The sequence below is a fragment of the Pseudomonas tritici genome (genome assembly GCF_014268275.3).
GTDB lineage: Bacteria > Pseudomonadota > Gammaproteobacteria > Pseudomonadales > Pseudomonadaceae > Aquipseudomonas > Aquipseudomonas tritici.
In genome coordinates, this window is record NZ_CP077084.1 from 5613273 (window position 1) to 5634388 (window position 21116).

Consider the following 21116-nt stretch of genomic DNA (forward strand, 5'->3'; position numbering starts at 1 on the left):
TGGTTTTGAGCGTTCAAGAAGATTGATCAGCGGATATTGAGCAGGGTTTTCAGGGTATTTCGCGGGGGGTTGATCGAGGCGTTGCTGTATTCGAACCAGCCTTGGGCTTGGACATTCAGGTCAAACACATAGATGTAGCCCATCAAAGTGCCGGCCCCGCTGCAGGCCTCGCTGATGTTGCCGACCTGGCATACCGGCGTGCGCTGGCCGTTCAACACCGCGCCATTAAAGAGGCCAACCGGGTTATTGCCCAGGCCGACTTCCATCACAGAAACCCTGGTGGGCCCGCGGTGTTCACACATTTGGGTAGTGCTTACACGTTCCGGAATGGTCTCGCTGCACTTTGCCGACTCGACCTTGAACACACGCACTTCGCTCAAGGGCGGTGCAGTCGCGCCCCACGCCGGTGCTGCGCCGAGCAACAGGCTGATACAGGGGATCAGGGCTAGACTCCACGGGTTAGCGTTTTTCATGCTGCGGGTGACCTTCGTTTAAACGTCGGCGCAGTATGCCTCAAGGCCTCGGCTGCTGGTATGATGCGCCGCTTTTTCCGATCCTCTCTGAAACCAAAGGCGCTTGGCGCAGTTTGTGCTTTGACTTAGAGGTCAACAAATCACGACGCCACAGAGCGTCACAGGGAGCAGGCATGCTGGAAAAGCTGTTTCAACTCAAGGCACACAACACCAACGTGCGCACCGAGATCCTCGCGGGCATCACGACATTCCTGGCCATGGCCTACATCCTGTTCGTGAACCCTAGCATCCTCGGCGAGACCGGCATGGACAAGGGCGCGGTGTTCGTTGCGACCTGCCTGGCGGCGGCCATCGGTTCGACCGTGATGGGCCTGATCGCCAACTACCCGATCGCACTCGCGCCGGGCATGGGCCTCAACGCCTTCTTTACCTACACCGTGGTCCTGCACATGGGCCATACCTGGCAGGTTGCGCTGGGTGCGGTGTTTATCTCGGCGGTGCTGTTCTTCCTGCTGTCGATCTTTCGTATCCGTGAGTGGATCATCAACAGTATTCCCCTGCCCCTGCGCTCGGCGATTGCCGCGGGTATCGGCCTGTTCCTGGCGCTGATTGCGCTGCACAACGCCGGGATTGTGGTTGCCAACCCGGCCACGCTGGTTGGCCTGGGTGACTTGAAGCAACCGGCTCCAATCCTCGCCACCCTGGGTTTCGTGCTGATCGTTGCGCTGGAGGCCCTGGCGGTACGCGGAGCCGTGCTGATTGGCATCCTGGCAGTGACCATCGTGTCGATCCTGCTGGGCGTCACCCCGTTCGGCGGCGTGACCTCAATGCCGCCGTCCCTGGCCCCGACTTTCCTTCAGTTGGATATTAAAGGCGCGCTGGATATCGGCCTGGTGAGCGTGATCTTCGCGTTCCTGTTCGTCGACCTGTTCGATAACTCCGGCACCCTGATCGGCGTCGCCAAGCGCGCGGGCCTGATGGGCAAGGACGGCCACATGCCGAAAATGGGTCGCGCACTGATCGCCGACAGCACCGCCGCCATGGCCGGTTCGCTGCTGGGTACGTCGACGACTACCAGCTACATCGAATCGGCTGCCGGCGTGAGCGCGGGTGGCCGCACCGGTTTGACCGCCATCGTAGTAGCGATCCTGTTCCTGCTGGCGCTGTTCTTCTCGCCACTGGCCGCCAGCGTTCCCGCCTTTGCCACCGCACCCGCGTTGCTGTTCGTGGCCGTGCTGATGACCTCCGGCCTGGCCGAAATCGACTGGGACGACATTACCGTTGCAGCGCCGGTGGTGATCACCGCCCTGGCGATGCCCTTCACTTACTCCATTGCCAACGGCATCGCCTTCGGTTTCATCGCCTGGACCGCCATCAAGCTGCTTTCGGGCCGCTACGGTGAGCTGAACCCGGCGCTGGTGATTCTGTCGATTCTGTTTGTGATCAAGCTGGGCTGGTTCAACGCATGACTTTTGACGCCGCACGCTACACCGCTCAACTACAAGACAAGGTCACGCGCTTGCGTGACCTGCTGGCACCGTTCGATGCACCGCAGCCACAGGTCTTCGACTCGCCCCTGCAGAACTTCCGCCTGCGCGCGGAGTTCCGCCTGTGGCGCGAAGGCGGTGAGCGCCACTACGCGATGTTTTCCCAGGACGACAAGCGCACGCCGATCCTGATCGAAGAATTCCCTATCGCAAGCCTGCGTATCAACCAGTTGATGCCGCAACTCAAGGCCGCCTGGCAAGCCAGCGCCGCCCTGAGCCACAAGCTGTTCCAGGTGGAGTTCCTCACCACCCTGGCCGGCGACGCGATGATTACTCTGTGCTATCACCGCCCGCTGGACGAGCATTGGCACGCTGCCGCGAACCAGCTGGCTGCCGACTTGAACGTCAGCATCATCGGCCGCTCGAAGGGCAAGCGCGATGTGATCGGCCATGATTACGTGGTGGAAAAACTCGACGTTGGCGGGCGCACCTTCAGCTACCGCCAACCCGAAGGTGCCTTCACCCAACCCAACGGCACGGTGAACCAGAAGATGCTCAACTGGGCATACGAAGCCTTGGGTGACCGCCCGGATGATTTGCTTGAGCTGTACTGCGGCAACGGCAACTTCACCCTGCCCTTGGCAACCCGCGTGCGCAAAGTGCTGGCCACCGAGATCAGCAAGACCTCAGTGAATGCAGCCCTGAGCAACCTCGATGAAAACGCAGTGGATAACGTCACCCTGGTGCGACTCTCCGCTGAGGAACTCACCGAAGCCCTTAACGAAGTGCGCCCGTTCCGCCGCCTGCACGGCATCGACCTGAAGAGCTATGAGTTCGGCAGCGTGTTCGTCGACCCGCCGCGCGCCGGCATGGACCCGGACACCTGCGAACTGACCCGACGCTTCGACAATATCCTGTACATCTCCTGCAACCCGGAGACGTTGGCGGCGAACATCGCGCAACTGCATGACACGCACCGCATTACCCAATGCGCGCTGTTTGACCAGTTCCCGTGGACGCACCATATGGAATCCGGGGTGTTACTGACTCGGCGGTAGTTCAACGTCCTCAGGTTCCTTCTTGCGTGGCCGCCCGCCCTTCTTGCCATTGGCTCGGGCGGCGGCGGATTTGGCGGCGCTGCTTTTGCGACCGTTGCGCGAGGCAACCAAACTGGTGGCTAGGTCCATCAGCGGTTTGCTGGTGGCGATCAGGCCCGTGACCGAAACATCCAAGTCCTGGGCCTCACAGCACAGCGCCTTTCCGCCAAAGCCGACTTCAAGTTGCTCAAAGTCCTCCAAGGAAAACCCCGCGAACTCGGGCAGGCCAGCCACCGGCAGTACAACGCGACTGCCGTCGCTGAAGCCGATGGAAATGCAGTTGTCCTCATAACGCACAGAGCTGGCGCGGGCATAAAGGTGCCGTGTCTTACGCCCTCGGGCTATCGCCTTTTCGACATCGGCCTCAGTGAGCGGTTTATAGGGGACAACTTTGGCTTTTACGATTTGCTTCATAGTTCAAGCTCCACAAAACCCGGTGCCCTGACCAGATTCAAAATTGTTTTCTGCCCAACGACATCGTGCCGGGCACGCGCGATCACATAAACACCCGGCTGAATGATCAGCCCAGGCAACACCTCGCGGGCCTCCCAATCCCAGGAGTGATTCTCCAGGCAGACCGTTTGCAGGTATTCCCACCAGATCCTGCGTGCCCGCGCCAGGTAATGCCGCTGCATGATCGCCTCGCGTATTTCTTTCAAAACCGCCAGGGGTGGCTGCCGCCGCTCAGGCTCGACATCCCACAACTCAACATCCCCATCCAGAAAACTGAAACTAAAACGCGCATCCCATCCGTTCCCCCTCACATGCACATGGGGCGGGCAATGCTCATCCCTGATAAACACCGAAATCACATATCCCTTGTAAGCGCCTACTTTCATCGTAACCCATCCGTTAGGTTATTTTCCGCCAGGTAACAATTTTCCCGTGCCACCCGACAACCGGTTTCATATTCCCGAAGCTGTTTCACAGATTAGTAACCACAAAAAACCCGGCGAATGCCGGGTTGTAACCACTCATGCCGACGGCTGGAAATACCCCGCCAGCGCGCGCAAATCCTGCTCACTCAGCAACCCCGCGTAATACTTCAGCTGAATCCTCGCCAGCAGATACGCATGCCGCGCATTCGCCAAATCGCGACGGGCGGTGAAGAGTTGTTGCTCGGCGTCGAGTACATCAAGGTTGACCCGCTCACCGCCGGTGACGCTCTTTTTAGTCGCGGTAACCAGGGCGGTGGCGGAGCTGACGGCCATTTCATAGGCACGCACTTTGGCCGCGCCGCTGGTATTGAGGTTGAACTGCTTGCGCAACTCCACCAGTGTCGCCGAGGTTTGCGCGTCCAGCTCATACTGGGCCTGGGACAGCTGGTTCGCCGCCTGGCGGGTGGAAGCCGACACCCCGCCGCCGGCAAACAGTGGCAGGCTGACCTGAATGCCGACACTGTTGGTGTCGTACTTTTGGTTGTAGCTGCTTTCCGAGTCAGAGCTGGTCTGGCGACTGGTGGCGTACAGGCTGACCTTGGGCAGGTGGCCTGCACGTTTGCGCTCCACTTCATAGGACGCCACGTCCAGGGCGTGGTGCTGGGATTTAAGCTCAGGGTTATTAGCCATGGCCATTTCGCGCCAGGTTTCGAAACGGTTCGGCTCCAGGGGCGGGATATCGAATTGGCGGGTCAGCGGCGCCAGCTCTTCGATCTGTAAAGGTTGGCCGACGATGGCTTCCAGCTCGCGCAAGGCGCTGTCCTGAGCGTCCTGGGCTTCGATTTCTTCAGCCTGCGCCAGGCTCAGACGCGCCTGGGTTTCCAGCACATCCGTGCGCGTGCCCTCGCCGCCTTTGAACAGGCGATCATTAAGTTGCAAGCGCTCGGCAAACGCGCGTTTCTGCGCACGGCTCAGCTCGATACGTTCTTGCGCCAGCAAGGCCTGGCTGTAGGCATTGAGCACCCGCACCGCCAGTTCCTGGCTCTTGCCGCGAAAGTGCTCGTCGGCCATCAACGCCTGGGCGGTGCCCTGGCGAAATCGCGCATAGGCTTCGTAATCCAGCAACGGTTGCTGCAAGGTCAGAGTCGACGCGTAACTGCGGTAGTCACGGTCGCTGGTGACATCACCCGCCGTCACTTCAGACTCATTGCGCGAGTTGTTATAGCTCCACGACAAGTTGGGCAACAACGCCGCACGGCCGATCACGCGATTCTCTTCACCGGCTTCACGCGCCTGGATGGCCGCCTGAAAAGTCGGATCATTGCGCAGGGCCAAGTCGTACGCATCCAGTAAACCCAAGGCGTGTGCCGTCGAGGTACAACCGAAACACAAGGTAAACAGCAGCGCCTTCATTCTTCCACCAGGGCCATATGGGTGCGGTCCAGCAGGGGTTTGAACAGGTAGTTGAGCATCGAGCGCTCACCGGTCTTGACGAAGGTTTCCACCGGCATGCCCGGGCGTATCCGTACACCGTCGAGCTGCTGCATACCCGCCGCGCTAACCTGGGCACGCAGTGTGTAATACGGTTCGTCGGTGCGCTCATCGACCTGGCGGTCGGCAGAAACCAGCGTCACCTCGCCGGCCACCCGTGGCGTGGTGGCCTGGTTGAACGCCGAGAACAGCAACTCCACCGGCAAGCCCGGATGCACCTTGTCGACCATCTGCACTGGCACCCGCGCTTCGACCAGCAACGCTTCGCCTTGCGGCACGATGTCCATCAGTGCCTGGCCGGGCTTGATCACGCCGCCTTCGGTGTACACGTCCAACCCCACCACCACACCAGAGGCGGGGGCGCGTACCAGGCTGTTGGCCAGTTCGAACTCGGCCGAGGCCAGGCGATTGCGCAGGTCGTCGCTGCGGGTGCGGGTCTCGGCCAACTGGCCGCGCAGGTCTTTCTGGAAGTCTTCGCCGAGCTGGCGAATGCGCAAACGCAGCTCGAGGACCTGGCGTTGCAATTGGCCGATACGGCCGTAGTCCTCGGCGATGGCGCCATCGATTTGTGAGTACAGGCGTTCACTGTCGAGCAGGCGGTTGCGCGGAATGTAGCCGTCACGCGCCAACTCGCGCAGGCCTTGCAGTTGCTCATTCAACGCCGCGCGTTGCTGGACCTTGCTCGCTTGCGAATCCCGCGTGCCGCGCAACTGCGCCTCGGCCCCGGCGATGGTTTCGCGCAGGCCTTGTTGCTCGGTTGCCAAGGCCTGGGCGCGGCTATTGAACAGCTGCCGTTGCAGGTTCAGGGTGCTCGCCGCCTCAGGATCGTTGAGCAGTTCAGGGCCGAAGGTGATCGCCGACAACCCTTCGCTTTCGGCATTCAAGCGCGCCTCGCTGGCCAGGGATGCCAAGTACTGGCTGCGCAGGGACTGCATCTGTCCGCGCAACGGGGTTTCTTTCAAGCGCAGCAGCACCTGACCGGCGCTGACCACATCACCGTCGCGCACCTCGATACGTTCGACGATGCCACCGGCCGGGTGCTGCACGGTCTTGCGATGTCCCGAGACCATGACCTTGCCCGGCACCGCCACGCCTTTATCGAGTGGCGCCAATGCCGCCCACGCGAGGAACCCGGCAAAGCCACCGAGTACCAACAGCCAGCCCAGGCGCGAATACTTTTTGTCATCCAGCGCCAGCACATTGCTTGGCGCGTCGCTGATCAACACCGGTTTGCTCTGGCTCATGCCTGTTTTCCTTCACCGAGGCGGTAGCTCATGCTCATGGTCGACACCGGCTTGTTCGCTGCCGGTTTCTGCCGTGCCTCCAACACCCGCGCCGTCGGCCCGTAGGCCTGCAATTGGCCTTCCTTGAGGATCAGCAATTGATCAGTCAGGCTCAGCACATTGGGTTTGTGGGTGATCAGGACCACGGTGCGGCGCTGTTGCTTGAGCTGGGCGATGGCCTGGAGCAAGGCCTGCTCGCCCACTTCGTCGAGGTTCGCGTTGGGTTCGTCCAGCACGATCAGCGCGGGCAGACCGTACAGCGCACGGGCCAGCGCGACGCGTTGCTTCTGGCCACCGGACAAGCCCGCGCCGCCCTCGCCCAGTTGCGTCTCGTAGCCTTGGGGCAGTTGCAGGATCAGCTCATGCACGCCGGCCATTTGCGCGGCAGCCAGGACCTTCTCCGCGTCGACCTCGGCAAACCGCGCGATGTTTTCTGCGAGGCTGCCGGCAAACAATTGGATGTCTTGCGGCAGGTAACCGATGTGCGGCCCCAACTGCTGTTTGTCCCACAAAGCCAGGTCGGCGCCGTCCAGCCGCACCTTGCCGGCCAAGGGTGCCCAGGCGCCCACCAGTATTCGGGCCAAGGTGGATTTACCGCAGCCCGACGGCCCGATCACCCCCAGCACGTCGCCCGCCGCCAAGTTAAAACCCAGGTTGGCCAGCGCCGGCCGACGGCTGCCGGGCGCGCAGGCGCTGATTTGCTCCACGCTCAGTTGGCCTTTGGGCACCGGCAGGCTCATGCGTTCCGGCCGTGCGGGATTCGCCTCCAGCATCTGTGACAGCCGATCAAACGCCAGGCGCGCCGAGCCCCACTGTTTCCACACGCCAATCAACTGGTCGATCGGGCTGAGCACGCGGCCCATCAGAATCGAGCCGGCAATCATCATCCCCGGCGTGATATCGCCCTGCACCGCCAGCAAGGCGCCCAGGCCCAGCACCAAAGACTGCAATGCCAGGCGCACGCCCTTGGACCAGGCGGTGACGGTCGCGGTCTTTTCGCTGGCCAGGTTCTGCTGCGCCAGGAACGCCTGATGCTGGCCGAACCAACGCCCGCGCAACGTAGCGAGCATGCCCATGGCTTCGATGGTGTCGGCATTGCGCAGGTTGGCCGTGGCCTGCTGGCTGGCACTGATGGACAGTTGGCTGGCCAGGGCCATCGGCGCCTGGCTGACGTGATGGTTGACCCACGCCAGCACAATCAACACCACCGCCCCTACCAGCGCCAGCAGGCCGAGCCAGGGGTGAAACAGGAAGATCACCAACAGGTACACCGGAAACCACGGCGCATCAAAAAACGCGAACAACGCCTGGCCGGTGGCGAACTGGCGCAGGGTGGTCAGGTCATGCAGCGCCTGCCCCGCCGCCTGGGTGCCGCCCTTGAGTTGCGCTTCGAACGCGGCGTCGTACACCCGCTGGTTCAAGCGCATGTCCATCTGCGTGCCGAGGCGGATCACCACCTGGCTGCGCACCCATTCCAACGCGCCCATCAGGCCGAACAGGCCGAGGATCATCAGCGTCAGCATCAACAGGGTCATCTGATTGCCCGAGGCCAACACCCGGTCGTACACCTGCAGCATGTAAAGCGCCGGGGCGAGCATCAGCAGGTTGATCACCGCCGAGAACAGGCCGATGTTGAAGAAGCCACTTTTATAGGCCGCGAGGGCGGCCAGGGTTTCGTTGCCGGCGTGGCGCATCTGGGGATTCTCATGGGGTTGGGCGCGCAGCGTCGCCGCGTTGACAGGCGATACGACGCTGCGCAGAATTCGGCACCGCCGCCGCCTGAAGAATTAGAAGGCTTAGGCGACAGCGGTGTACTGCGGCGAATGGGAGAGCGATCTTCCATTCGCTTTTTTCATGCAGCAGAGGTTCAGGCCGCGAGGGCCCAGTCCTGCGCAACGTCTTGCACGCCCACCAGCGCCACGTCGGTGGTGGCAGCGGTGGCCGCGTGGGCAGCCAACCCAGCGCTGACTTCGTCAAAGGTGCTGGCGGTGGACAGACCGAAATCGTCCAGCAGGTCGTTGAGCACGGTTTCCAATGCCGACGTGTTGCCTTGCATCAAGCCGTAGATCACGCTCTGCACTTCGTTGCCGGTGCGGCCTGCACCTTCGGCGGCAAACAGGTCGAGACCGTTGAACGCCACCTTGTAGGCACTCAGGTCAAAATCGCTGCCTGCGCCGCCGGTCAGGCCCGTGCCCAGTTCGACGTTATCCAGGTTGCCCCACAGGTAGTGGTTCAGGTTGCTGCTGGCCGGCAAGGCCGGGTTGAACACATAGTGCAGGCCGTTGCTGGTGTTGCTGTCGGCGATAAACGCGTAGTCGGAGTTGTTGGCGCCATGCGTCGAATACTGATCGCCACTGAAGGTGCCGTTGCTGAAACCGCCGGTGTTACCGGTGCCATGACCTGCGGTGGCGAAACCTATGGCCCAGTCCGTCAGGTAGTCGGACAGCGACGTAGTGCCCAGGTACGACTCGTAACTAACAGAAATAGTCATCACTAAACCTCGTTATAAACAGCGCTATTGATCAGTACGCAGGTGCGCACTTTTTGCCCAACCCTGGGCAAAACCGTGGGTGGATCCAGTGCCTGCGCACCGGATCAGAATGTGTATTCGAGCATTCCGCTCAGCGTGCGCCCGCGCGCCAGGCTCAGGTTGTTGGCATCGCCCATGGCGACGAAATACGCCTCGTCCGTGGCGTTCTCCAACGCCAGCGCGATATTTAATTGATCGGTCATCCAGTAACTGGCGTAGAGGTCATACACGGTGTACTTGGGCCACATGGCCTGGTCGATGAACTGGTAACCCTGGTTATTCAGGTTTTCCCCATTACCGGAGCTGTAGCGAACACGAACGCCGGTATCCAGGCGCTTCTCCAGGAAGCGTGCCCCCACCGTCACTGAACCCCGATCCGCCGGTGTATACGTGGCGTTGCCCATGATTCGGCCGCAGCTTTCCTTGCTGTTGGCGACGTCGTCATCCAGCACTTCGTATTTAGTGACAGGCCTTCGCCCAATCGTGCCGTTGGGGCGCACGTACGTCTCGATCACGGTGGTTGACGGCCCGTTCTTCTTCGCACCGCCTATGTAATAGTTCTTCGAGCAGAACTCATTCGTGCCGATCATGTGGGTGTAGCTGAGGTTGGTATAAGCCCGGCCCATGTCGTAGTTGAATTGGTACTCAAGGCCTCTGAACCGGGTGTCATTGAGGTTATTGGTGTACGCCATGATCCCGTTGAAACCGCCCACGGAGGTTTCCGGCAAACTCACGCTGGTATTGAGGAAGGTGAAGTTCTTAATCTTGGTGTCGAAGTACGCCACCTTGATGCCCAGTCGGTCGTCATTGAAAAACAACGACTCCTTGAACACGTTCATCCCCACTTCCCAATCGCGGGACTCTTCGGGCTTGAGGTAGGGGTTGGGAAACACGCGCTCCCCCGAACCGCCACCGTGCGGGCGGCCGCTCATGAAGGTTTCCGTCACGGCCGGCGGGCGCCAGCCTTTGCCCCAGCGGGCATACAGTTGCAGCCAGTCGAGCCCGGGCTTGATGCCGATACCAAAGGTCGGAGAGAACTGCCCCTGCTCACGATCAATATCGAAAATGTCCTCGACGCGCTTGGCGCCTACCGAGCTTGAGTAAAAACGGTCGCGCTTCCAGAGCGTCATCCCCGTAACGCCTTCCAGCCGATAGCGGTCGTAACGCAGGCCGGCATCCACGGTCAGCCAATCGTCATAGTCGTATTGGAGGGTGTTGAACAGGCTGGCGATGGTGCGCTTGCCTTCCGGGTCTGCACTGGGGGTGTAGGGCAATGAACCGCTGGCGACCGTATTGCTCGATTCAACCTTGTTGGTGCTGGGCTTGAACCTGTCTTGATACATCTCCAGGCCATAGCTCCAACTCACGTGCCCCACGCGGCCCAGGTCAAAGCGCGACGTGTTTTCGCCTTGCAGGCCCCAGGTGTCGGTCTGGAAATGGTCGGTGTAGCCCGGGGTGTAGTTGCCGGAACTCACGGACGCCGTATTGGGTGCGTTGGCGCGATCCAGTTGGGTGGTGACGAAATACAGCTTGGCCTTGAAATCTATCAGCGGGTTATCCGGGCTGTAGCTGTAGTCCAGCGCGACATTTTTCGCGTTGAGGTTGTTTTTGCTGGTACGCAGGTAGTAGGTGCTCTGAAGGTCATCGGCGATGTAGCCCCAGGCATCGTTACTGTCGGCGTCGCTTTCCAGGTAGCTCAACTGCACGCGCTGATCGTTGGGCAGGTTCAGGCCAAGCTTGACGATCTGCGAGCGGGTCACGCTGCCGGTGTCACCGACTTCGCTGTTCAACCAGTCGTCAAAGGCTACCGGGGCGTACTTTCTGGCGCGCATGTTAGTGCCCAGGTTGTCCGCGTTGCGCTTGCCGCCACGGTAGTTACCGAAGTGGCGCTCGCTGTAACCCAGCATGACATCGCCGCGCTCATCACCGAAGGCAAACACGCCACTGCCATTGAAGTCGGTGCCGTTGCCCAGTTCACCGATGCCGCTGCCGGCGCGAATTCGCCCGCCGTATTCTTTGCCGTCCTTGAGAAACTCGCTGGCGTCCAACGTCTTGAACGACGCAATACCGCCCAACACCGCCGCACCGCCCTGCCCCGACTGGCTGCCCTTGTCGATCTGGATGCTGGAGACGAACTCCGGATCGATCAGCATGGTGCCGTTGCGTTGCTGGTGGCCGTTGACGTTGAAGTTCTGGCGCATGCCGTCGATGTTCATGTTGACGCGGCCATAGTCCTGCACGCCGCGAATATTCACCGACAACCCAGGGTCGCGCTGGTTGACGGCGGTGTAGACCCCGGCGGTTTCTTCAAGCATGTCGGCGGCGTGACGGGGCGGGCGTTTATCGATCATGTCACGGCTGATCACGGCCACGGACTTTGGGCTCTGGTACACCCAGTCGCTGGCCTGGCCTTGGGTGTTGCCAGTAATGGTGGTGGTACCCACCGTCATGGCACCGTCATGGTCGTCGCTGACGCGGCTGAGGGAGACCTGGCGGTCGCTGGTGAAGCGGTATTCCACTGGCGCAGCGCCAAGCAAACGGCCCAGCCCTTCCTGCACGCTGAAGCGGCCCTTGAGTGCGGTGCTGTTCAAGCCGCGCAGGCGCTGGCTATCAAACAGCACTTGCAGGCCGGCTTGGTCGGCAAAGGCCAGTACGGCGACGCCCAGAGGTTGCGCAGGAACATCGAACATCAACACGGCGGGCTGGGCGGCGTTACCTGTCTGCGGCTGCGCGGCATACACGGGTGCCGTTACCGCGAACAGGCCCAAGTGAATGGCCAGGGCTAACCGGCTACCGGTGATGCGCCCCTTGTTGAGTGCTGACATTTCTGTTGTTCCCTGCGCTGAGCGTTTTTGTTTGTGAGAATGCTTCTCACCTAGCAAGACGTGCGGCACGCAGGAAGTCAGTAAGACTTTCCGAAAGTTTTTTAAGGAGGGAGGCGTTCGGCGGGTGGGAGAAGGCCTCCCACCGGGTATTCAATAGATCAGGCTGAGGCCTGCCAGGTCCAAGCGTTGCACTTGCAGTTCCTGGGTGAGGGTGGCGAGGGCAGTGTCGAGCATGTCGAGTCGAAACACGCCGCTGACTTCGCGATCGCCCAGTTGCGCGTCTGTCAGCACGATGCGGCCAGGGCGGTAGCGGTTGAGTTGCTCGATGACGTTCGCCAGGGGCTGGCGATCAAAAATCAACACGCCGCGTCGCCAACTGGTGGCGCGCTCCACATCGAATTGATCCAGGGGCACGATGCCTTCCTGAGGGCTGTAGCGTGCGGCCTGGCCTTCCTTGAGCACCCTGTCGGCCGCACCCTTTTTCGGCGTGGCTTGCAGGGAAACCTCGACACTGTGCTGCAGCATGCCGACCCAGGCCTGGCTATCGCCCTCGCGCCCCACCACAAACCGCGTGCCCAGGGCCCGGGTTTGCCCCCCGGCGCTCTGCACCACGAAGGGCCGGTTTTCCCCGCCCACCATCGGCGCCACGTCAAAAATCGCCGCGCCCTGGATCAGGCTGATGCGCCGTTGTACGCCGTCATAGTCCAGGCGGATGGCACTGGCGGAATCCAACTCGACCTTGCTGCCATCGGCCAGGTGCACGGTGCGCATTTCGCCTTTCTGGGTGATGTAATCGGCTTGCATGCGCAGCAACATGTCCGGGCCGCGCACCCAGCCGACGCCCGCCGCCACCACAACCAGCGCAACCGCAGCCGCGCGTTGCCATGGCCTGCGCCGCGTGGAGCGACGCACCGGCAGCGTGGCGGCTGAGGGCCGCTGGCGATGCACCGGCTCTTCCTTATGCACCTCGCCCAATGCCGCCCACGTCTGTTCGGCAAAACGCAGTGCCGCTTCGTGGCGACTGTCGCAGGCGATCCAATGCCGCAGCTCGGCCTGCTCCTGGTCGGTCAGGGCACCGGCGTGCAAGCGCACCGCCCACTCGGCGGCCGCCTCGGTAATGCTGTGCTGTTGCGGACCCTGGCTATTCACGTGTGAATCTCGAATTTTTCGTTATATAACGCTGTGACGTCTGACCTGGCGTATTTCGGTAACTCATTCGTCGGATGGCACCCCCTCGCCGTCCTGCAAGCGCTGCATCACGTAGGCCAGGGCCTTGGCCAGGTGCTTTTGCACGGAGCTGTCGGAGATGTCCAGGTGCCGGGCGACCTGGGCGTGGGTCATGCCTTCGATGCGGTTTAGACGGAAAATCTGCTGGGTGCGCTCCGGCAACTCCGCCAGTGCCTGCTTCAATGCCTGTCGCTGTTGCTGCGCCATTGCCTGAGCCTCCAACCCGGCCACTTCATCTTCAATCTCGGCCAGCGCCTCATGGGGCACGGAGTCTGTCTTGCGCCGCGCTTCCTGGCGAATATGGTCGATCAGCAGATTGCTCGCCGTCCGATAGAGATAGCCCTGGGAGTTGTCGATGCGCTCGCCGGCCGGTTTTTCCGCCAGGCGCAGGAAGCTCTCCTGCACCAGGTCTGCGGCCAACTGCGGGTCCCGTACCTTGCGCGCCAGATACCCGCGCAGGGTATCGGCGTGCTTGAGAAACAGGCCTTTGAGATCCACGTCCGACAAACCGACTCCCTGGAATGTTAAGGAAACAGGCGGCATCTTAAGCGTTGTCGAGAATGATTTTCAATTGATATCTAATCTGATTCAACCGTACGAAAGGTCTGATTAACGGTTCGATTATCGAACATATCCGCCGCCATCAATTGACCAAATTAACTAACCAGTACATTTTATCCACACAACTAACAAGAACTGTGGAGAAACCCTCAATGCCGCCCATCGTGCTGGTGCTCAACGGCCCCAACCTCAACCTGCTCGGCACCCGCGAGCCCGCCACTTACGGCCATGAAACCCTCGCCGACGTCGCGGCGCTGTGTGGCCGCAGCGCCGAACAGCTCGGGCTGAAAATCGAATTTCGCCAGACCAACCACGAAGGCGAATTGCTCGACTGGATCCACGGCGCCCGCGCCCGTTGCGCTGGCATCGTGATCAACCCGGCGGCCTGGACCCACACCTCTGTAGCCATTCGCGATGCGCTGGTAGCCAGTGAAGTGCCGGTAATCGAGGTGCACCTGTCCAACGTGCATGCCCGTGAAGCGTTCCGCCACCACTCCTTTGTGTCGCCCATCGCCAAGGCGGTGCTGGCGGGGTTCGGCAGCCATGGCTACCACCTGGCCCTGGAACATTTCAGCCATCTGCTCAAAGGGGCGGTCCGATGAAACCGCACATCCTCGCTGGCCTGATCGGCGCCGGCATCCAGGCTTCCCGCACACCGGCCCTGCACGAACAGGAAGGTGATGCCCAAGGCCTGCGCTACCTGTATCGCTTGATCGACCTTGAGCCCTTGCACTTGGACATCAACGCCCTGCCCGACCTGCTGCACGCCGCCGAGCTGATGCACTTCACCGGGCTGAACATTACCTACCCCTGCAAGCAGGCGATCCTGCCGCTGCTCGATGAACTGTCCGACGAGGCCCGTGGCATCGGTGCGGTCAATACAGTGGTGTTCAAGGACGGCAAACGCATCGGCCACAACACCGATTGCCTGGGGTTCGCCGAAGGATTTCGACGCAACTTGAATGACGTGGCGCGCCAACGTGTGGTGCAGATGGGCGCTGGCGGTGCGGGCGCAGCGGTGGCCCACGCGCTGTTGGCGGAAGGTGTGGAGCAGTTGAGCATTTTCGACGTGGACGCCAATCGCGCCCGCGACCTTGTGGATAACCTCACGCAACGTTTCGGTGCTGGCCGGGCCCAGGTCGGCAACCACTTGGAGAACGCGATGGCCGAGGCCGACGGCGTGGTCAATACCACGCCGATGGGCATGGCCAAGCTGCCCGGCACACCGGTGCCGGCCGCTCTGTTGCGCACTGAGTTATGGGTCGCGGAAATCGTGTATTTCCCACTCGAGACCGAGCTGCTGCGCGACGCCCGCGCCTTGGGCTGCCGCACGCTGGATGGCGGCAACATGGCGGTGTTTCAGGCGGTGAAGGCGTTTGAGTTGTTCAGTGGGGAGGTGCCGGATGCAGACCGGATGTTGGCGCACTTCCAGAGCATGAACATTTCACTGTAGTAACCGAATCCAAATGTGGGAGCGGGCTTGCTCGCGAAGGCGGTGTGTCAGTCACTCAATGTGTTAACTGATCCACCGCATTCGCGAGCAAGCCCGCTCCCACAGGGATTGCATTTCAGCCTTGAGAGTCGCGCGCACTCAAGCCTGCAAATAGCGCATCACCGAGTCACAAATCATGTCCCGATGCCGCTGTTTAATCGCTTCATCCGACAACTCAATCTGAAAGATCTCGCTGAACGTATGGCGGTTGGACACACGGTAAAAGCTGAACGAGTTGATCAGCAAATGCACATCCAGCGGCTCCAGCCCCTCGCGAAACACCCCCATCTCGGCCCCGCGACGCAACGTCGCGCCCAGCGCTTCGAGAATGTTGCTGTTCATCGCCTTGATCGCATCCGAGCGCTTCACGTACTCGGCATTGTGGATATTTTCGATGCTGACAATGCGCACGAAATCCACGTTCTGGTCGTGGTGATCAAAGGTGAATTCCACCAGCCGACGGATCGCCTCGCGCGGTTCCAGCGCGGTGAGGTTCATCTGGGTTTCGGTGGTGCGAATGTCGCCGTAGAGCTTTTCCAGCACCTCGACGTACAACTGCTCCTTGCTGCCGAAGTAGTAATAGATCATGCGCTTGGAGGTGTGGATGCGCTCGGCGATTGCATCCACGCGAGCGCCGGAAAGGCCCTGCTGGACAAACTCCACAATGGCTTCCTGGAGTATGTTCTCGCGGGTCTTTTCCGGGTTGTTCTTACGACTCTTGCGGGGTGCCTCGGAGGTCATGGTGCGCTCACGGCCAGTGTTGTGCAGGCCGTGATTATGGGCCGCGATGCTGCCTGAAAGAAAGCGCCGGCCTGCCGTTATAAACGCGCCTGGCGAACCGCACCGCTGCGCGATTTGGCCATTGCCGCCAAGCGCACCGCCACATTGGCCGCACCGTAGCCGGCATAGCCGTTCTTGCGTTGGATGATCTCGAAGAAAAACCGCCCTTCAAAGGGTTCGGTGTACACGTGAAACAACTCACCGCCCTGAGCGTCGCGGTCGTACAGCACGTTGTAATACGCCAGCTCGCTGAGGAACTCCTCGTCAAAGTCGAAACGTGCCGCCAGGTCATCGTAATAGTTGAGCGGGATATCCAGCAGCGGCACCCCCGCCTCCTTGGCTCGGCTCACTTCGGCGAAAATATCTGCGCAATCGAAGGCAATGTGGTGCACGCCCGAGCCGCGATAGCTCGACAAGGCATGGGAAATGGCGGTATTGCGGTTCTCGGAGATGTTCAGCGGCAGGCGAATCGAGCTGCACCGGCTGCGCAATGCGCGGCTTTTCACCAGGCCGTAAGGATCGGGCAGCACCACTTCATCATCGGCCTCGAAATCCAGCAGGCTCTTGTAGAACAGCACCCAACTGTCGAGGCTGTCGGCCGGCAGGGCCATCGCCATATGGTCAATGCGCAACAGGCCGCCGCTGGTGGTCGAAGCGCTTTGCAGGTTGAAGTCGGTGTCGTACAGCGTGCCTTCACTTGGGTCTACCAGGTAAATCAGGCTGCCATCCGGTGCGCGCACCGCGGCCAATTCCAACTCGTTAGGCCCGACCAGGCCGCGATACGGCTGGCCCTTGTAGGCCACCGCGCGCTCCAGCGCCTTGGCGCTGTCCTTGACCCGGATCGCGGTGGCGCACAACGAAGGCCCGTGGGCCTCGAAAAAGTTGTGGGCGAAAGAATAGGGTTCGCAGTTGAGGATCAGGTTGATATCACCCTGGCGCAGCAGGCTCACGCTCTTGGAGCGATGCTGCCCGGCCTTGACGAAGCCCAGGCGTTCCAGCCAGTGCGTCAGCTTGGCGCCGAGGCTTTCATCGACAGCGAATTCGAGGAATTCGATACCGTCGTATTCGCTGGCGGCCGGGGTATCAAACAAAATCTCGACCGGTTGCGCCGGTGCTTCCTGCTTCAGGCGTTCGCGGGTTTTCTCCTCCAGGTACAGCAAGGAGCGCAGGCCATCCGCCGCATTAGCACGGGTGGGCGCGGCGCGGAAGCCGTCGTTGAAGATTTCCAGGGACAGGGGCCCGGTGTAGCCACTCTTGATGATCGGCGCGAGGAACCCCGCTAGGTCGAATTCGCCCTGGCCGGGGAAGCAGCGGAAATGTCGGCTCCATTCCAGGACGTCCATGGCCAGGATTGGCGCGTCGGCCATTTGTACAAAAAAGATCTTGTCGCCGGGGATCTCGGCAATGGCACTCGGGTCGCCGTTCAGGGACAGGGTGTGGAAGCTGTCGAGCAGTACGCCCAAGTTTGGGTGATCAACCTGACGCACCAGGTTCCACACCTGTTGCCACGTGTTCACATGCTTGCCCCAGGCCAGGGCTTCATAGCCGATGCGCAGGCCTCGGCGGCCGGCGTGTTCGGCCAACAGGCTCAGGTCATCGAGTAAAATGCGCTCGTCACCTACACAGTCGGCCGACGCATTGCTGCACACTAGCACCAGGTCGGTGCCCAGCTCTTGCATCAAGTCGAACTTACGCTCGGCGCGTTCCAGGTTGCGCGCCAGCCTGTCACGGCGGCAACCTTCAAAGTCGCGAAACGGCTGGAATAAGGTGATGGCAATGCCGAGGTCGGCGCACATCTGCCTGACTTCACGGGGGCTGCCGTCGTAGTACAACAAGTCGTTCTCGAAGATTTCGACCCCATCAAACCCGGCGGCGGCAATGGCTTCGAGCTTTTCCGGCAGGGTGCCGCTCAAGGAAACAGTGGCGATGGAACGTTGCATGGGCGACTCCCGGCAATTGTTGTTTGCAGCAAATTATTCGCCCCCAGCCTACACGCAGCAATTAAAATGTACGAACCGGTTAGTTTTTGGTGCGATTATCGAACACTATGCCGGTTTGGCGAATTGACGATTTTTTAGCCACTGCGCACCATCGATGACGCAACAGACCCAGAACACACCATAAAAATTTCAAAAAACGGGTACGACCTCATGCCTCTGCAAAATTCCGCCCTGGCCGCGCGCCCAGGCACCCCGCACGCCGGCATCGGCGACAAGATCCGCGGCGCCGTGGCCGTGGGCAAAACGCGCTGGGGCATGCTGGCCCTGGTGTTTTTCGCCACCACCCTGAACTACATCGACCGCGCCGCGCTGGGCGTCATGCAGCCGATCCTCGCCAAAGAGATGAGCTGGACGGCGATGGACTACGCCAACATCAACTTCTGGTTCCAGGTCGGCTACGCCATCGGCTTTGTGCTGCAGGGCCGACTGATCGACCGCGTGGGCGTGAAACGCGTGTTCTTCTGCGCGGTATTGCTGTGGAGCCTGGCGACGGGCGCCCACGGCCTGGCCACTTCGGCGGTCGGCTTTATGGTGTGCCGCTTTATCCTCGGGCTGACCGAAGCCGCCAACTACCCCGCGTGCGTCAAAACCACGCGCCTGTGGTTCCCGGCCGGTGAGCGTGCGGTGGCGACCGGTATCTTCAACGCCGGCACCAACGTGGGCGCGATGATGACACCGATGCTGTTGCCGTTGATCCTGCACGTGTGGGGCTGGCAGGCAGCGTTCCTGTGCATGGCGTCACTGGGCGCGATCTGGCTGGTGTTCTGGGGCTTGAAGTACTACAACCCGGAAGACCATCCGACGGTTAAACAATCCGAATTGGACTACGTGCAACGGGAAGTCGAACCGGAACAACCCGGCGTACCCTTCAGCCGTATCCTGCGCATGCGCGGCACCTGGGCCTTCGCCATCGCCTATGCGCTGACCGCGCCAGTGTTCTGGTTCTACCTGTACTGGCTGCCGCCGTTCCTGAACCAGCAATACAACCTGGGCATCAACGTCACCCAGATGGGCATCCCGCTGATCATCATTTACCTGACTGCCGACTTCGGCAGCGTGGGAGGCGGGATTCTGTCGTCGTTCCTGATCGGCCGTGGCATGAACTCGATCAAGGCGCGGCTGCTGTCGATGCTGCTGTTTGCCTGCTGCATCGTCGGCGTGATCATGGCTGCCGGCTCCAGCCAGCTGTGGGTCGCCGTGTTTGCCATCTCCCTGGCGATTGGCGCGCATCAGGCCTGGACTGCCAACATCTGGAGCCTGGTGATGGACTACACGCCCAAGCACATGATGAGCACGGTGTTTGGTTTCGGCGGCATGTGCGCGGCCATCGGCGGCATGTTCATGACTCAGATCGTCGGCCACATCCTTACCGTGACCAACAATAACTACACCGTGTTGTTCACGCTGATCCCGGCGATGTACTTCATTGCGCTGACCTGGATGTACTTCATGGCGCCGCGCAAGATTCCTACCGTAGACGTCTGATCTACCTGCGCCGCTGCTGCCAGGCAGCGGCCAGCCCGCTCATGCAGATCACCCCGATGCCGACCACCGTGGTCAAGTCGGGGGTATGGTTGAACACCAGCCAGCCCAACAACCCCGCGAATACGATCTGGCAATAGCCGAACGGCGCCAACAAGGCCGGCGCCGCGAAGCGGAACGCCTGGGTCAGCATCAAGTGCGCAGTCATCCCGCAGGTACCCAGGGCCAGCATCAACACGCCATGCCACAGCGTCGGGACCTGCCAGAAGAACGGCACCATCGCACTCATCACCAAGGTATTGCACAGGCCGGCGAAAAAGTTGCTGGTGGTGGGGGTGTCGAATTTACTCAGGATGCGCGTGAGCAGTTGGTAGAAGCAGAAGAACAGCGCCGAACACAGCGGCAGCAATACGGCCGGGGTAAACAGCTCGCCGCCGGGGTGGATAATGATCAGCACGCCGACAAACCCGCAGATGACCGCCAGCCACTGGCCGCGCGTCACGTGCTCGCCGAGCAGAGGCACCGAGAGCGCCGTCACCAGGATCGGCGCGAGGAAGTTCACCGCCGTGGCTTCCGCCAGCGGGATGTAATGCAGCGCCGCAGTGAAAAACAGGCTGGTGCCCAGCAGGCACAGCGCCCGCACCACCTGCATCCCCGGTCGTTTACTGCGCAATACACGCAGGCCTGATTGCGGCAGGAAGATGCCGGCCATCAACAAGGTATGCACCAGGTAACGCGCCCACACCACCATCACGACGGGGTAGAACCCCGCCAAGTATTTGGACAAGGCGTCGTGGCTGGAGAACAGGAACGTCGCCAGCACAATCAGCAGGATGCCCTTGAAAGGATGGTTGACGCCGGATAGAGGAGTACTGACGGTCATTGAATTCTCTTGCGTGACGGGCTGAACACGGAGCACTGAATGAAATAGCGCTCAACCCGGTAATCTAGCAGCCGGGCCGGAGTCTGCCCCAAGAGCATAACCAAACACCGTGCGAACAGCGCACTAAATCACGGGATTCGAGTCCAACGCTGCACGTTGATTGCCGTGTTGCACACTTTTTAACCAAGGCCCTGCCGCTATGAAAAAAACCCTCTTTGTTCTGTCTGCCCTTGCCCTGCTCACCGCTTGCAATCAGGAAGCGAAGGAAGCACCCAAACCTGCCCCGGCTTCGGTGCAGGCCACCCTGGTGCCAGAGACCCCGCCCACCGACAAATGGGTCGGCAAGTGGATCGGCGTCGAAGGCCTCAACCTGACCATCGCCAAGGACGACAGCATTGGCCGTGGTCATTACATCCTCACCATGCAATACGGCCTGGACGCCGATGACTCGGGCACCTTCAAGGGTGAAGCCGCCGAAGACGGCATCGCCTTCACCCGCCCCGACGGTCCACAGCTATTGCGGGCTGGCGACGGTGCCGCCACCGGGCTGAAATGGCTCGCGGATAAAAAGGACTGCCTGATTGTCGATACCGGCGAAGGCTATTGCCGCTAATAACGACCATAATC

19 protein-coding genes are annotated in these 21116 nt (G+C 61.1%); 6 read left to right on the forward strand and 13 right to left on the reverse strand.

All coding sequences use genetic code 11. The features are described 5' to 3' along the window. Positions 1 to 26: 26 nt before the first annotated feature. Positions 27 to 473 (reverse strand): DUF4879 domain-containing protein, encoded by a 447-nt coding sequence (locus HU722_RS25690; protein ID WP_065875354.1) that lies wholly within the window; start codon positions 471 to 473, stop codon positions 27 to 29. 173 nt (positions 474 to 646) lie between these two features. Here HU722_RS25690 and HU722_RS25695 point away from each other — a divergent pair, with 173 nt between their 5' ends. Both HU722_RS25695 and trmA read left to right on the forward strand, forming a co-directional pair. Beyond that, entirely contained in the window at positions 647 to 1942 is a 1296-nt protein-coding gene (locus HU722_RS25695) for an NCS2 family permease (RefSeq protein WP_065891148.1), read from the forward strand. Next, positions 1939 to 3018 (forward strand): tRNA (uridine(54)-C5)-methyltransferase TrmA, encoded by a 1080-nt coding sequence (trmA, locus tag HU722_RS25700; RefSeq protein ID WP_065875355.1) that lies wholly within the window; start codon positions 1939 to 1941, stop codon positions 3016 to 3018. Before HU722_RS25695 ends, trmA begins: the two co-directional genes overlap by 4 nt. Here trmA and HU722_RS25705 read toward each other — a convergent pair. The 9 genes from HU722_RS25705 to HU722_RS25745 all read right to left on the reverse strand — a co-directional run bounded on the left by HU722_RS25705 (position 3001) and on the right by HU722_RS25745 (position 13798). Beyond that, complete coding sequence (locus tag HU722_RS25705; protein ID WP_065875356.1) at positions 3001 to 3471, reverse strand: DUF2442 domain-containing protein; 471 nt, start codon at positions 3469 to 3471, stop codon at positions 3001 to 3003. The two genes, trmA and HU722_RS25705, sit on opposite strands and share 18 nt — an antisense overlap. Further along, complete coding sequence (locus HU722_RS25710) at positions 3468 to 3896, reverse strand: DUF4160 domain-containing protein (RefSeq protein ID WP_065891149.1); 429 nt, start codon at positions 3894 to 3896, stop codon at positions 3468 to 3470. Before HU722_RS25710 ends, HU722_RS25705 begins: the two co-directional genes overlap by 4 nt. Positions 3897 to 4031: 135 nt before the next feature. Continuing rightward, the gene (locus tag HU722_RS25715; RefSeq protein ID WP_065891150.1) at positions 4032 to 5348 is read right to left on the reverse strand and encodes a TolC family outer membrane protein; all 1317 of its coding nucleotides are present in this window, start codon (positions 5346 to 5348) and stop codon (positions 4032 to 4034) included. After that, positions 5345 to 6670, reverse strand: coding sequence for an HlyD family type I secretion periplasmic adaptor subunit (locus HU722_RS25720; protein WP_065891151.1), 1326 nt, complete (start codon positions 6668 to 6670; stop codon positions 5345 to 5347). Before HU722_RS25720 ends, HU722_RS25715 begins: the two co-directional genes overlap by 4 nt. After that, the gene (locus tag HU722_RS25725) at positions 6667 to 8403 is read right to left on the reverse strand and encodes a type I secretion system permease/ATPase (protein ID WP_065875360.1); all 1737 of its coding nucleotides are present in this window, start codon (positions 8401 to 8403) and stop codon (positions 6667 to 6669) included. Before HU722_RS25725 ends, HU722_RS25720 begins: the two co-directional genes overlap by 4 nt. Before the next feature lie 173 nt (positions 8404 to 8576). Then, positions 8577 to 9200, reverse strand: coding sequence for a heme acquisition protein HasA (locus HU722_RS25730; protein WP_049711428.1), 624 nt, complete (start codon positions 9198 to 9200; stop codon positions 8577 to 8579). 104 nt (positions 9201 to 9304) lie between these two features. Continuing rightward, complete coding sequence (locus HU722_RS25735; RefSeq protein WP_065891152.1) at positions 9305 to 12064, reverse strand: TonB-dependent receptor; 2760 nt, start codon at positions 12062 to 12064, stop codon at positions 9305 to 9307. A 150-nt stretch (positions 12065 to 12214) separates the two neighbouring features. After that, positions 12215 to 13213 (reverse strand): FecR family protein, encoded by a 999-nt coding sequence (locus tag HU722_RS25740; protein ID WP_065891153.1) that lies wholly within the window; start codon positions 13211 to 13213, stop codon positions 12215 to 12217. Between the two features lie 63 nt (positions 13214 to 13276). Next, positions 13277 to 13798 carry an RNA polymerase sigma factor gene (locus HU722_RS25745; RefSeq protein ID WP_049711425.1) on the reverse strand — a complete coding sequence of 174 codons (522 nt, stop codon included), beginning with the start codon at positions 13796 to 13798 and terminating at the stop codon, positions 13277 to 13279. A gap of 206 nt (positions 13799 to 14004) precedes the next feature. Here HU722_RS25745 and aroQ point away from each other — a divergent pair, with 206 nt between their 5' ends. Further along, positions 14005 to 14454, forward strand: coding sequence for a type II 3-dehydroquinate dehydratase (gene aroQ / locus HU722_RS25750; RefSeq protein WP_065891154.1), 450 nt, complete (start codon positions 14005 to 14007; stop codon positions 14452 to 14454). Next, a complete protein-coding gene (locus HU722_RS25755) occupies positions 14451 to 15305 on the forward strand; it encodes a shikimate dehydrogenase (RefSeq protein ID WP_065891155.1) in 855 nt (284 codons plus the stop codon). The genes aroQ and HU722_RS25755 overlap by 4 nt, the downstream gene beginning before the upstream one ends. 138 nt (positions 15306 to 15443) lie before the next feature. Here the strand turns inward: HU722_RS25755 and HU722_RS25760 are convergent, their stop codons facing one another. Together HU722_RS25760 and quiC are read right to left on the reverse strand one after the other, a co-directional pair. After that, positions 15444 to 16085: a TetR/AcrR family transcriptional regulator gene (locus HU722_RS25760; RefSeq protein WP_049711422.1), complete on the reverse strand. Its 642-nt coding sequence runs from the start codon at positions 16083 to 16085 to the stop codon at positions 15444 to 15446. Positions 16086 to 16162: 77 nt separating this feature from the next. Beyond that, positions 16163 to 18064 carry a 3-dehydroshikimate dehydratase QuiC gene (gene quiC / locus HU722_RS25765; RefSeq protein WP_065891156.1) on the reverse strand — a complete coding sequence of 634 codons (1902 nt, stop codon included), beginning with the start codon at positions 18062 to 18064 and terminating at the stop codon, positions 16163 to 16165. Between the two features lie 210 nt (positions 18065 to 18274). Between quiC and HU722_RS25770 the strand changes: the two genes are divergently transcribed. Then, positions 18275 to 19609: an MFS transporter gene (locus tag HU722_RS25770; protein WP_065880390.1), complete on the forward strand. Its 1335-nt coding sequence runs from the start codon at positions 18275 to 18277 to the stop codon at positions 19607 to 19609. Between the two features lies 1 nt (position 19610). On the opposite strand, the gene HU722_RS25775 is transcribed toward HU722_RS25770, so the two are convergent. Continuing rightward, positions 19611 to 20489, reverse strand: a complete 879-nt coding sequence (locus HU722_RS25775) for a DMT family transporter (RefSeq protein WP_065880391.1) — start codon at positions 20487 to 20489, stop codon at positions 19611 to 19613. Between the two features lie 199 nt (positions 20490 to 20688). Here HU722_RS25775 and HU722_RS25780 point away from each other — a divergent pair, with 199 nt between their 5' ends. Then, the gene (locus HU722_RS25780) at positions 20689 to 21102 is read left to right on the forward strand and encodes a membrane lipoprotein lipid attachment site-containing protein (protein ID WP_049711418.1); all 414 of its coding nucleotides are present in this window, start codon (positions 20689 to 20691) and stop codon (positions 21100 to 21102) included. Positions 21103 to 21116 lie beyond the last annotated feature (14 nt).